Raw genomic sequence first — 12815 nt, forward strand, 5'->3', positions numbered from 1 at the left:
ATGATGGGGCTCGCGTCAGGCTCGCCAGTGGCTGCGGCGCTTGATCAGGACCTTGCGGCAGCATTCGAAGACGATCCGCATATCGGCGGTCGCCCCCCAGTGCTGGAATTCCACGATTCCGGCATCAGGCCGATCAGACGGTTCTACCCCGATCACCTCGGTGTAGGCGTAAATCGAATCGCCATGAAAGACACCAGATTTGAACCGTATTCCGTCGAGTGAAAGCTCAGCCAGGGCGTTCTCGGCGGTGTCCTGACTGGCCAAGCCGAGCGTGAGTGACCCGGTGATAAGACCGAACACCAGACGGCTCTTGCCCCATGGTGAGTCGGCCATCGCGGCTTCGTTCCAATGTTCTTGAGCGGTGTTCATGACCAGCTTCGTGATGAGTTGGTTCTCGACCTCATCGATGGTGGCGCCGCGGAAATGCCTCCAGCGCTGTCCCACCTCGAAGGATTCGAACCAGGCCGAATCTTCGGTCATCGTGGGCTCGCTCGGTGTAAGCGACTGGGTATCAGGCATGTGCGGGCTCATTTCTCGGCTGGGTCCGGTTGGCGTTTTCCCGTGGGTCATCGCAACTGCTCTCCGGCGAGCAGGTTTTTGCGGATGAAGTGGAGGACGACCTGGCCGTGCTGGTCGTACGCGGTGGTCTTCCAGGTCACAATTCCGTAGCCGGGTCGACTGCCCGAGGGCCGGGTGTCGAGCACCACGGATTCCGCGCGCACCGTGTCACCTGCAAAGAGGGGCCGCTCGAAAATGCAGTCCTCGATGCCGAGGAAGGGGCCGCCGGACTCGCTCAGGTCTTCGACCGACAATCCGACGACCGTGCACAAGACGAGAAAAGGGTTGAGCACGGCGTCCTGGTGGCCGTGTGCACGGGCATACTCGGCATTGAGGTACATCGGGGACCAGTGCGCGAGGGCCGTGGAGAACAATGTGTTGTCCGCGCTGGTGATCGTCCGACCCCAATGGTGATGGAAGACGTCACCGGAGGCGAACTTCTCGAAGTACGCCCCTCTCGTGCGTACGGGAAAGTCTTCGAGGTTCGGGGACGGCACGGTCGCGGTCATGGTTCTCTCCTGACGATTCGTGGGACTGATGGCGCCCGTGCCGTGCTGGTCGGCGGTCACAGGCGGGAGGTCGGTGCCACGGTGGGTGTGACGGGGACGGTTCAGGCGACTCGACGGAGGTCGATGTGGTCGGTGCGGGGCAGACGCATGACGCAGAGACCGGCCAGAACGCAGAAGGTGGCAAGCATGGCGACTACGGCGCCGATACCGAGCCCGTTCGCGACCAGGAGGGATGCGGCGAGTGGGCCGAGACCGCCGCCGACCAGTGACGCGATCTGGTAGCACATCGACACTCCTGTGTAGCGAACCTCTGTCGGAAACAGTTCCGAGTACAGCGCGCCGATCGGAGCCAGGCACAGTGAGTGGAAGGTGAACACCAGAACGTAGGCAACGATGATGCCAGCCGGCTGTCCGCTGAGGAACAAAGGCCACAGCAAGAACAGATTGGCGGTGGCGAGAATGACACCGACGGCCAGTACGCGTCGGCGCCCGAACCGGTCCGCGAGAAGGCCACCGATGGGAATGCTGATGAGAGCTGCGAGCATACCTAGCACCGAGGCATTAAGCAGAAATTGCCGGTCCAGGCCGAGGTCGGTGACGCCGTAGGAGATGAAGAACGTCCCCATGCACGAGTGAATCATGAAGGGGCCCGTGAAGACTCCCGCTGCGAGCAAGACCGGCTTACCGTATCCGGCAAAAAGGGTCTTGATGGGAAGGGCGGTAGCCGAACTGCGATTGTGGTGCGCCTCAACCATCACGGGGCTTTCGGTGATGCGAAGTCTCATGTAGATCGCAAGACCGAAGAGAACCACGGTGGCCAGGAACGGCAGTCGCCAGCCCCAGGTCATGAAGCCGTCCCCGGACAGCGGAACGACAACAGCAAAGGCGAGGAAGCCGAGGAGAACACCGAAGGCCGAGCCCATTGCGGTGGCGCTTCCCATGAACGACCTGCGTTCGGTCGAGGAGTGCTCGGTTGTCATCACCACGGCGCCTCCCCACTCACCTCCGACCGAGAAACCCTGCACGATGCGCAGCATCACCAGGAGAACGGGCGCCAAAGCCCCTACCTGGTCATAGGTCGGAAGCACGCCGATCAGGACGGTGGCGACGCCCATCAAAAGCACTGTCGAGATGAGGGTGGTCTTTCGGCCGATTCGGTCGCCGAAATGCCCGAATACCGCTGCGCCGAGTGGACGGGCGAAATATCCGGCGGCGAGGGTGGCGAATGACAGCACGACGCCGATGGAGGCCTGGGCCGGGCTGAAGAACAACGGAGCGAAGACGAGGGCCGAGGCGGTGGCGTAGATGCTGAAGTCGTAGAACTCGATCGATGCACCGATGAAGCTGGAGAACCATACGCGCTTGGGTTGCGCTACCGGCGGCGACGACAGCCGGTCGAGGGGTGTGCTGAGCTCGGACATGAGCGACCTTTCGGGATGGCGAGTCGGCTCCGTGCCGTCGCGAGGGCTGCCGTGACCGGGGCGCAGGCGGTGAGCGGCGCGGAGCTGAAGAGGTGAAGGTGATTGAGCGAGCTCAGTGTGAGCTCAGTCATGTTTGTTGTCAACCACCAACCATCCCGCTGTGGTGTGCGCGGCGTTCACCATGGCAGTGCCTTACGTCAGGAAACGAAACGAATAATGGATTCCGCGATGCACGCCGGCTTGGCGAAATCATCGGCGTAGATGGACAATTCAACAATTGCGTCGACTGCTCCCGGCCGTTCGACAATGTCGATCAGTCGGCCCTGGGCGTGAAGTCGACTATCAGCGGGAACCGTCGAGGGAAACCGCACCCTGTTCAGTCCATAGTTGATCGAAGCGGCGGCCCCTTCGACCTGCAGAAGGTCATTCAGAAACGGAGCCGCCAACGACAGCGTGAGAAACCCGTGGGCGATCGTCGAGCCGAACGGACCGGCGGTAGCTCGCTGCCGGTCGATATGAATCCACTGGCGGTCCTCCGTGACGTCAGCAAAGGCGTCGATTCGTGACTGGGGGACCTCGATCGTCCTGGAACGACCGAGATCGGCGCCCTTGGACTGCTTGAGGTGCTCGACCGAGGTGAAGGTCGTCAAAATGTGCTCCAATCTTCGTTGCCGTGTGGATCGCCGGAGCTGTCGGACGGTGGGGACGTTTCGAACCATTGGGTGGACGCTGCGCGCACGGCGCTCAGTAACTGTTCGGACGATGCTGTCTTCCGAATGAACGCGCGCGCACCGGCCGACACCGCACTGGCCGCGTCGTCCTGCCGGACACCGAGTGCGATCACCGCTGTGGTGATCTGGTCGCTGATGTGCCGAATCAGTTCACAGCTGCCACGAAGGTCAGGCAGGAGCGTGTCCACCAAGATCAGGTCGAACGATCTCGACCCGGACTCGGCGAGCGCAGTCGCGGCGTTTCCTGCCTCCACGATCGAGGCATTCGAGTGGCTGGCTTCCAGCAGTCGCCTCAGAGCGGACCGGACCCTGTGGTCCGGGTCGATGATCATGATTGATGGTCCTGCGTGCCGAATGTGCCCGGCGGCAGTCGTTGTCGTTGTCATCGCGATCCCTGTCTATGCTCTGTAGCCATACAATCAGATGTGACAGCTCTCACGGAGAGTCCTGGCGCGCGAAGTTTCCGAGTCAAATGTCTCGTCCATGAACTAACATGCCGTGCCCACTGGTCGTCCCCCAGCCTGCTGGGTACGCTTGCTGCACCGAGCGAATCCGCTCGTTCGTTCCGACGCCACCCCAGATACCCCGCGACGGGGTTGTGGCGTGTGCTGTGAATTCGATCGAAGGTGAGTTTCTCCATGACCCGTGTTTTCCGCCCCCGCCGCTCGTGCCTCGCTGTGCCGGGCAGCAATCCGAAAATGCTGAAGAAGGCGCAGGGTCTGTCTGTCGACGAGGCGTTCCTCGACCTCGAAGACTCGGTAGCACCAACCGAGAAGGTCGCCGCCCGTGCAAACGTGCTCACCGCACTGCGCGAGGGAGACTGGGCGGGCAAGGTGTTGGCGGTGCGCGTCAACGACGCCGAAACGCGCTGGGCATACGACGATGTAATCGAGATCGTGCGAGGGGCCGGGCACCTCATCGACTGCATCATGCTGCCCAAGGTCGAGAAACTGTCACACATCCACTGGCTGGATGTTCTGCTCACCCAGCTCGAGCGGGACCTTGAGCTGCCCGAGGGCAAAATCGGTATCGAGGTCCAGATCGAGGGGCCGGCAGGCTTGAGCATCGTCGACGACATCGCAGCGTCCACACCCCGCGTGGAGACCTTGATCTTCGGTCCCGGCGATTTCATGGCCGCCATGCAGATTCCGACACTGGTCATCGGAGAGAACAGTTACGGCGGGCACAATCCCATCGACCCCGTGTTCATGAGTCTCGCTGTCGCAGCCCGCAAGCACGGCCTGCAGGTGATCGACGGGCCGTACGCCGTCATCGGTGACACCGAAGGATTCACCCAAGCCGCCCAGCGCGCCGCAGCATTCGGCTTCGACGGAAAATGGGTCCTGCACCCCACTCAGGTCGATGCCGCCAACGAGGTGTTCGCTCCGACCCAGCAGGCCTACGACAAGGCCGAGCGGATCCTCGACGCCTACGATTTCCACCGCTCGGCGGACGGTGGAGCCCGCGGCGCGGCCATGCTCGACGGCGAGATGATCGACGAGGCCACCCGCAAGCTTGCCCTCGTCACCGCGGAAAAGGGGCGGCGCGCCGAGATGGTGCGTACCAAGGAGCTCGCGCAGTGACCGATGGCGGCGCTATCGCCCAATTGGCCCACGCCGCCGCCAACCTCCGATATTCGGACTTGCCACGGGCTGTGGTCACGATGACCACTCACTGTGTCCTCGACACGCTGGGAGTTGCGCTCGCTGGTACGACCGAACCGGTGACACGTATCGTTCGCCGGACTTTGACGGCGGAGCACGCCGATGGCCCGGCCCGGATCTGGGGCAGTTCCCAGTCGGCTGCGGTCAGCGTCGCCGCAACCATCAACGGCACCGCCGCACATGCTCTCGATTTCGATGACTGGGCACCGGGTTCCGGCATCCACCCGTCTGCGCCGCTCCTTCCCGCCCTCGTCGCAGTGGGAGAGGAGATCGGCTGCAGCGGTGAAGAGCTGATTACCGCATACGTCGCCGGATACGAGCTGCAGGAGCGGCTCGGCATGGCGATCGGACCCAGTCATTACGCGCGCGGTTTCCACACGACCGGAACGGTGGGAACGTTCGGCGCGGCGACAGCGGTAAGCCACCTGCTGGGTGCAAACGCCGGCCAGTTGATGATGGCTCTCCGGATTGCCTCTACGCAGGCGGCTGGTCTCAAGGCCATGTTCGGGTCCATGGGCAAGCCCCTGCACGCCGGCCGCGCAGCGACGGCCGGCGTGCAGGCGGCGCGGCTGGCGATGAACGGGTTCCTTGCCTCGGAGGAATCGTTACTCGGGCCCCAGGGATTCGTGGCCACGCACGCGGACGAGCTCGACGAGACACCGTTACGAACACCCTTCGGAGATCCCTGGCACGTGCTCGAGACCCGGATCAAAGAACACGCGGCATGCTTTGGCACGCACGCCGCTATCGACGCCGTCCTGACCTTGCGCAACACCCCGAATTTCGATCCACGGACAATCGAGGCCATCGAACTGGACGTTCCACCGATTTGTATCGGTGTCTGCACGATCGCCGACCCCCGCACGGTGCTCGAAGCCAAGTTCAGCATCGCCTTTGCGGCGGCGCTGGCGCTGGTCAAGGGAACGGCCGCAGCGGATCAGTTCACCGAGAAGGTGCTCGGCGATCCCGAAATCGAGCGCTTGACGAAGACTGTGCGGATCTGCCCCGACCCGGACCTCGCAAAGACCGAGACACAGGTCTGTCTGCGGATGCGCGATGGATCGGCAATGCGCGCCTTCGCAGATTCCGGACAACGGGGCTGGCTCGATGACGTCTCCGAACAGGACCAACGCATTCAGAGCAAGTTCTGTGCACTCGCCGGCACCCTCGTTTCGCCCTCGCGGGCCGCCGCGATCGCTGAACAGGTCGCTCAGTTGCAGCACTGCCCAGACATCCGCGCGCTGACACGCACATGGACGCCTTCCGAATGACGAAGTACGCCGTATCGAGGTGTTTCGACGATGCGCCTAACCCACAATCCCGTCGGATACCTCGCTTGCGGCGCAACCGATTCTTCAGCTCGGAACCAGACCGACGTGGAAGTCGATAAATGCCCGTCGCCATCCGTAATGCTGAGAGCGCATGGTGTCACAGCGGAGTTCCACCGCATGCTCCCTGATGTCGCGATCTCCCGGGCCACGGTCAGGTGGGTGGCCTTGCCGCGAGCGAACAACAGGGGTGCGCCAGCCGTGATCGGGCCGGTCGAGTCAAATGGCGCGGCCCAGTAGCCCGACCGATCCCTGGAGCGGCAAATTTGGTCGCTCTTTGCCGGTCTCGGAACTTCTGCGGCGTTTGGGTTGCGTTGCGAGAGCAGCTGTTGAACTACTCCACTCACACGGCACCAGCCACGCCCTCTCCCATCGGCAGACCAGCCATCTCGCGCGTCGAGCACGACAAGCGCGCGGTCGCCAAGAGCCTCCGCTTGCTCTCCGATGGGTGAATGCGCAGCGTGCGAATACGACCTTTGTCTCTGTTATCGGGGGACGTGGCGCGGTTCACTTAACGGGAAGGGTTGGCCAAGCCGATGTGGACCGGCGACCGCAGCAACCATCGGCGGATGCGTTGCGGACGTCGCTACGGGGCCGGATTTCACGACGCCAGTCGATCCCGAGACCGGGCGGCGCAGGAGTCCCGATCCCACGTTCGACGTGTCCAGGACAGCGGATGACCAACGTCCTTCGGGGACCGAAATAGCCAGAAATGCATCGCCAATCAAGCCCGAGAACGTAGCCGAGCGCCACACACACCTGTAAGGGACGATATGACATTGATGACCGCCGCACGGCTCGCCACCAGCACCGGTCTGTTCGACATACAGAACGTCGCCATTCCGGAGCCCACGGCATCCGAGGTGCGGTTGAGGGTCGCCTAGGCCGGAATCTGTCTGACCGACATCCACTTCATCCGGGGGGAGCTGGCCGCGGGCATGCCCGATGAGGTGACTCTCGGACACGAGGTAGCCGGCACCGTCGACCGGCTCGGTGATGCCGTGACCGACTGGCAGATCGGGGATAGGGCGCTTGTCCATCCGGTCGAGGAATCCCGTACATCCACCAGAGTCCTCGGCGTGCATTACGACGGTGGCTGGGCGCAGTATGTGGTCGCTCCGGCCCAGTCCCTGGTGGCACTCGGACCCGAAATCTCAATGAAGACCGCGGCCATCATCCCCGATGCGGTGTCTACACCCTGGGCGGCCATCACCGAGACGGCGCAAGTGCAACCCACGCAGTCCGTCGCCGTATGGGGTATCGGCGGTCTGGGCTTTCACGCAATCAAATTGCTACGCATCATTGGTGCGGCACCCATTATTGCTATCGACCCGGTCGAAGCAGCACGTGATCGCGCCGTCGCTGCCGGAGCGGACTTCGCACTGGACCCTCGTCACGAGGACTTCGCCGCGGAGATCCATCGGCTCACTGACGGAGCCGGCCTCGACGTCGCTCTCGACTTCTTCGGCAGTCCCGCGATCCATCAGCAGGCTTTTGACGCACTCGGACGGAAGGGGCGGCTGGTGCTCGTCGGTGTCTCGGATACAACGTTCAGCGTTGCATCCGCACCGAATTTGGTAAGGAATGCCAAAAAGGTCCTCGGGCACTACGGATCGGAGCGCAGGCATGTTGAGGAAATCGTCAAGCTGGCCCGACTCGGACGCCTGGACCTGAGCGAGTCCATCAGCGCGGTGTACGACCTCGCAGACGTGCACCAAGCGGTCGAAAATTTCATAGCGAAAGTAGATAACCCAATTCGGATTTTACTCAAGGCCTGAGCCTGCCTTCTTCGTTACCTTCGATCGTTGTTCGAGCAGGGCGGCTGCCCGCGCCAGCCCATGCCGAGCCGTCGTTGTCCTTTCGCTCAGTGGGCGGATCTCACGCCAGAGAGTTGATGCGACGGCGACGATGTACCAGCTGACGTGACGGCATCGAAGAGCTCGGAATGAGACGGGGCCCAGGCATCTTCGGTCCACCAACTCTGCTCACGGCACTGTCCGCCACCCTGTTCCCAAAACTCGGGACCCAAGTAAACCGCCCTGGAACCGGTCGTTGTGTTGTCCGGCGAGATGACATCGACCGGCTCTGCGCCGGACGTGTCGTAGCGATGCAGGTGGCGCGACTACGCCGCACGCAGACAGCGAGGCCGCGCCCATCACATCATCGTTTAGGCCGCGGAAGGATGCGGTCGCTGATGATCTTCTGCTGGATCTGGCTGGTGCCCTCGAAAATGGTGGTCAAGCGTGCATCACGCCAGTACCGCTCAACGGTGTACTCCCGGGTGTATCCGTTACCGCCGAACAACTGCATTGCTTGTCCCGTGACCTCGACGGCCATTTCGGTTGCCAACAACTTGGTCATCGCCGCCTCCCGCTCACAGGGCACCCCGTTGTCCATGAGGTTGGCGACGTACTGGTAGAACGATCGGGCTTGCGTGATTTTGGCTGCCATGTCAGCGACGGTGAATCGCAGGGCCTGGAAGTCGGCCAGCGGTGTCCCGAACTGGACTCGGGACTGCAGGTAGTTCACGGTATCCTCGAGTGCGCCGCGGGCAAGCCCGACTGCGCGGGCAGCGGTCTGTACCCGGGCCACGTTGAGTCCATTCTCCACGGCCTTGAATCCCTTACCTTCGGCACCGGAGAATCCGAAGGGTTCGACGAGCGCATCCGCGGCAATCGGCACATCGGTCAAGGTGAGGTCCCAGCTGATGATGCCGTTGTATCCGATTTTGTCGATGGGTTCTCCAGAGATCCCCGCCGGGAAACTGTTTCGCGGCTTCTCCAGCACGAAGGTCCGGATCGGACCCGGCGCCTCGGAGTTGTCCTCGATCCGGCACAGCACGAGGATGAAGTCACCCTCGTAGGCGTTTCCACACCAGCGTTTGCGCCCGTTAATGATGTAGCGGTCGCCCACCCGTCGGGCGACGGTCTGGACGGATCCGAGGTCGGATCCTGACTCGGGCTCGGAGAACGCGGCGGCGCCGATCCACTCGCCGCGGGCGCTGCGTTCGGTCAGCGCGCGGCGTCGACCGGGATCGTCGAGCCGGGTGCCCAGTCCTTGTGCCCGGGCGATGATGGACGCGACACTCATCCACGCTCGGGACAGCTCTTCTGAGATCATGGCGTATTCGAAAACACCCAACCCGAGGCCACCGTATTCGGCCGGCACGGTGATCCCGAAGTATCCCAGCTCCGCCACACGCATCATCAACGCAGGGGGGATGGCCTCTTCCGTGCGATCATGATCGTTTGCGGTGGGAAGGACCTCGGAATAGCTGAACGTGCGTGCCGTGGTCAGTAGCGCCTCGCGGGCGGGCGTCGCCCATGGTGCATGTAACTGCGGGGGCTGTGCGGGCTGGGTGATGTCGTCCCGGGTTCGATTCGGATTCGCTACTGGCATGGTGGATTTCTTCTCCTTGAACACTCGCGTCATCCAATTTCACTCGTGCGGCACTGTCCGCTCGTACTCCGTCTGCCGCGAGTGGAGGCTGTTCTTGATGTACGTGTTCAGGTACTCGAGTGCCCGCTTCGATTCCGGTATGCGTGAGGCGAAGAACGGGAAGATGTGAATCATTTCCGGCCATACGTCGAGATCGACGACTCCGCCGGCATCTCGGAGTTTCCGGGCCAGACGGAGTGAGTCGTCGAGCAGCACTTCTGCGGTTCCCACCTGGATCAGCACGGGAGGGAGCGCATGCAGGTCGGCGTACAACGGTGATGCCAGCGGATGGCAGAGGTCACCGCCCTCACCGACGTACCGGACGCCGTGCGTGTAGCTGCCGTCGGGGGTGACGATGGGGTCCGCGTAGGCTTTTTCCTGTACCGAGGTTCCGGTGAGGGCCAGATCGGTTTTGGGTGAGATGCAGACCGCTGCGGCGGGGAGTGAAACCCCAGAGTCTCGTAGCGCGATCAGGGTCGACATGGTCAGTCCGCCGCCTGCCGAGTCACCGGCAATGACGATGCGGTGAGCCTCGATACCGTTGGCGAGCAACCACTGGTATGCGGTTACTGAATCCTCGACCGCGGCGGGGAACCGGTGTTCGGGCGCGAGGCGGTAGCCAACCGAGAGCACTGCGGTTTTGGTGCCGTGTGAGATGCGGGCGCAGAAGTCGCGGTAGGCAGGGATCGAGCCGGTGCTGAAGCCGCCGCCATGCAGGTAGAGCACCACCTGGGAGCGGTCACAGGTGGGGGCGTAGGCCCATTCGATGTCGACGCCGTCGGCGTTGTCCGGGACGAAGTCCACCGGTGGGGGATCGTAGAAACCGGCCGCAAGCTTCTCGAAATTTGCTCGGAGTTCGGCGATCGGGGTGCTGTCGGCTCGAAGTGGCGCGCTGCGCAGGCGGTCGAGGAGCGCCGTGAATTCCTGACTGACTTCGTAGCCGGGCATCAGTGGCTCCGCTCGAATGCGGGGGAGCGGTTTTCGGTGCGGATCGCGGCGCCGTGCTCGTTCAGCAGCGGAGCACGAGTGCCTACCTTCGACGGTGTTCGGCTGAACTTGATCGGCTGTCCCGCGACAATGGCTTTCTGCGATGAGCCGGGGTTGTCGATTTCGACCAGCATGTCCCGAGCCCAGGCGTGCGGGTCGTCGAAGATGTCGCGGATATCGTTGACCGGGCCGAATGGCACCTTGCCGCCCAGTTTCTCGGTGACCTCGGCGCGGGTGAGATCTCGTGACCAGTCGTCGAGGAGAGTGCGGATTTCCGCGCGGTGTTCGACCCGACAGGTTTCGTTGCGGAATCGTGCATCCTCGATCAGTTCCGGGCGCTCCATGATTCGGCACAGCGCCTCCCACCGCAGCTGGGTGGTCGCAGCGACGGCGATCCAACCATCCTTGACCTCGAGGACATCGAAGGGAGTGAGGATCGGGTGGGTGTTGCCGATGGGTTTGGGCACCTGGCCGGTGTAGGAGTATTGGTAGACGATCCGCTCGCACAGCGAAAGCATGGCGTCGAACATCGCGACGTCGATCTGTTGGCCCTGCCCGGTGCGTTCGGCCTCGAACAGTGCGGACAGCACACCGATTGCCAGCATCGTTCCCGGGAAGATGTCGCCGATACCAGGGCCGATCTTGACGGGTTTACCGTCCTCGGTTCCGGTGATGCTCAGCGCACCGGCCATCGCTTGAATGGTGATGTCCATGGCCGGCCAGTTCATATACGGACTTTCTCCCGACCACGTGGAGCCGAACCCGGTCAACGAGCCGTACACGAGTCGGGGATTGACCTGCCGCATGGTCTCGTAGGAGATGTCGAGACGTTCGACAACCCCCGGTCCGAAGTTCTCCACCAGGACGTCGGCGTTTCGAACCAGCTCGAGCAGCTCGGCGTGCCCCTCGGGAGTCTTCAAATCGAGCACGATGCTGCGCTTGCCGCGGTTGACGCTCTGAAAGTATCCGCCCAGCGTCGCCTGACCGTCGTCGCTCGGCGGATACGGGCCCACGCGCCGGGTGACCTCTCCACCGGGCGGCTCCACCTTGATGATGTCGGCGCCGAGGTCAGCGAGAATCATCGTGGTGTACGGGCCGGCGAGGGCGGCCGTGAGATCAACCACCCGAACGCCCGCAAGTGGACCGGTCATAATGAGCTCCTTCGTTGAGCTGGCAGTACATATGCCGGGCCGGTGACAACGACCCGATTTCGCTCGTCGAGCTGACGAGAGTGGCTTCACTTCGGATTGCGCCGAGCCACATTTGTCGCCTCCCCGCCTCGCGGGTCGGTGTTCTCGATCCGAAAGGATCGCGGGTTCGGTGCGATCAGGTCGGCGAGGCCGCCACTGCCCGAAAGGCGTCCGAGCACTCCGCGGGGCAGGGATCCGCATCCCGGACGTGACGGGAGTACATCTTCAATCGCCTCTTTCCTGCAATGCCATCCGTTTCACCCAGTGAACCGTTATGAGTGACATCACAGAAGGGGCGTAGGACGCGTCTGCGGCGAGACATCTGTCGCGGTGGCACGCTCACGCGATTGTGGCGATGCCCTCGCGTATCGCCCAAAGCGCCGCCTGAATACGCGATGACAACCCGAGCTTGGAGATGATGTGACTGACGTGGGTGCGTGCGGTTCGCTCGCTGATGAAAAGGGCGTCCGCGATCTCTTGATTCGAGTATCCTCGAGCCACCAGCGCCAGCACTTCGCGTTCCCGGGCAGACAAAGCGGCCCCGTGACCGGTTCTCATGGACCGCGCGAGCACCTGTGCGACAGCAGGATCGAGATGAACCTGATCGCGTTGCGCCGACCTGATGGCGGTGATGATCTCGGCGGGATCGGAGCTCTTCAGCAGGTAACCGGTGGCACCTGCCTGCAACGCGGCGTGCACCCGTTCGGTTTCCGAAAAGCTGGATAGTGCAATTATTTTCAGGTCCGGATGCGTGGCGCGCAGGGCAGTGATAGCGCCTACACCGTCGAGTTCGGGCATGACGAGGTCCATCAAAATCACATCAGGCAACTGATCCGACGCGGCGAGTACCTTGAGCTTGTCGATCGCTTGCTTGCCGTTTTCGGCCTCACCGAGGACGGTGACCTCCTTCTGGGTGTCGAGAAAAGCCCTCAGACCGTGGCGAACCAGCATATGGTCGTCGACCAGGAAGACCGAAATCTCATCCATTA

12 protein-coding genes are annotated in these 12815 nt (G+C 62.8%); 3 read left to right on the forward strand and 9 right to left on the reverse strand.

Annotation, left to right across the window (positions count from 1 at the left end; genetic code table 11):
• Nucleotides 1–15 precede the first annotated feature (15 nt).
• From I1A62_RS04820 to I1A62_RS04840, 5 genes are all read right to left on the reverse strand, one after another.
• Nucleotides 16–570: a MaoC family dehydratase gene (locus tag I1A62_RS04820; protein WP_332113185.1), complete on the reverse strand. Its 555-nt coding sequence runs from the start codon at nt 568–570 to the stop codon at nt 16–18.
• Nucleotides 567–1067 carry a MaoC family dehydratase gene (locus tag I1A62_RS04825; RefSeq protein WP_219454475.1) on the reverse strand — a complete coding sequence of 167 codons (501 nt, stop codon included), beginning with the start codon at nt 1065–1067 and terminating at the stop codon, nt 567–569. The genes I1A62_RS04820 and I1A62_RS04825 overlap by 4 nt, the downstream gene beginning before the upstream one ends.
• 101 nt (nt 1068–1168) lie before the next feature.
• Nucleotides 1169–2488, reverse strand: coding sequence for an MFS transporter (locus I1A62_RS04830; protein WP_219454477.1), 1320 nt, complete (start codon nt 2486–2488; stop codon nt 1169–1171).
• A gap of 197 nt (nt 2489–2685) precedes the next feature.
• Nucleotides 2686–3138, reverse strand: a complete 453-nt coding sequence (locus tag I1A62_RS04835; protein WP_257890449.1) for a MaoC family dehydratase — start codon at nt 3136–3138, stop codon at nt 2686–2688.
• A complete protein-coding gene (locus I1A62_RS04840; RefSeq protein WP_219454481.1) occupies nt 3135–3551 on the reverse strand; it encodes a response regulator transcription factor in 417 nt (138 codons plus the stop codon). Before I1A62_RS04840 ends, I1A62_RS04835 begins: the two co-directional genes overlap by 4 nt.
• 306 nt (nt 3552–3857) lie before the next feature.
• On the opposite strand from I1A62_RS04840, the gene I1A62_RS04845 reads away from it, so the two are divergent.
• The 3 genes from I1A62_RS04845 (at nt 3858) to I1A62_RS04855 (ending at nt 7989) form a co-directional block, all read left to right on the forward strand.
• The gene (locus I1A62_RS04845) at nt 3858–4802 is read left to right on the forward strand and encodes a CoA ester lyase (protein ID WP_219454483.1); all 945 of its coding nucleotides are present in this window, start codon (nt 3858–3860) and stop codon (nt 4800–4802) included.
• The gene (locus I1A62_RS04850) at nt 4799–6154 is read left to right on the forward strand and encodes an MmgE/PrpD family protein (protein WP_219454485.1); all 1356 of its coding nucleotides are present in this window, start codon (nt 4799–4801) and stop codon (nt 6152–6154) included. The genes I1A62_RS04845 and I1A62_RS04850 overlap by 4 nt, the downstream gene beginning before the upstream one ends.
• Before the next feature lie 953 nt (nt 6155–7107).
• Nucleotides 7108–7989 carry a zinc-binding dehydrogenase gene (locus I1A62_RS04855; protein ID WP_257890526.1) on the forward strand — a complete coding sequence of 294 codons (882 nt, stop codon included), beginning with the start codon at nt 7108–7110 and terminating at the stop codon, nt 7987–7989.
• 382 nt (nt 7990–8371) lie between these two features.
• On the opposite strand, the gene I1A62_RS04860 is transcribed toward I1A62_RS04855, so the two are convergent.
• The 4 genes from I1A62_RS04860 to I1A62_RS04875 all read right to left on the reverse strand — a co-directional run bounded on the left by I1A62_RS04860 (nt 8372) and on the right by I1A62_RS04875 (nt 12813).
• Nucleotides 8372–9610 carry an acyl-CoA dehydrogenase family protein gene (locus I1A62_RS04860; protein ID WP_219454489.1) on the reverse strand — a complete coding sequence of 413 codons (1239 nt, stop codon included), beginning with the start codon at nt 9608–9610 and terminating at the stop codon, nt 8372–8374.
• 39 nt (nt 9611–9649) lie between these two features.
• On the reverse strand, nt 9650–10597 hold the full coding sequence (locus I1A62_RS04865) for an alpha/beta hydrolase (RefSeq protein ID WP_219454491.1): 948 nt from the start codon (nt 10595–10597) through the stop codon (nt 9650–9652).
• Nucleotides 10597–11787: a CaiB/BaiF CoA-transferase family protein gene (locus tag I1A62_RS04870; protein WP_219454493.1), complete on the reverse strand. Its 1191-nt coding sequence runs from the start codon at nt 11785–11787 to the stop codon at nt 10597–10599. Before I1A62_RS04870 ends, I1A62_RS04865 begins: the two co-directional genes overlap by 1 nt.
• A 378-nt stretch (nt 11788–12165) precedes the next feature.
• Complete coding sequence (locus I1A62_RS04875; protein ID WP_219454495.1) at nt 12166–12813, reverse strand: response regulator transcription factor; 648 nt, start codon at nt 12811–12813, stop codon at nt 12166–12168.
• Between the last annotated feature and the right edge of the window lie 2 nt (nt 12814–12815).

The organism is Rhodococcus sp. USK10, assembly GCF_019378875.1.
Classification (GTDB): domain Bacteria; phylum Actinomycetota; class Actinomycetes; order Mycobacteriales; family Mycobacteriaceae; genus Rhodococcus_F; species Rhodococcus_F pseudokoreensis.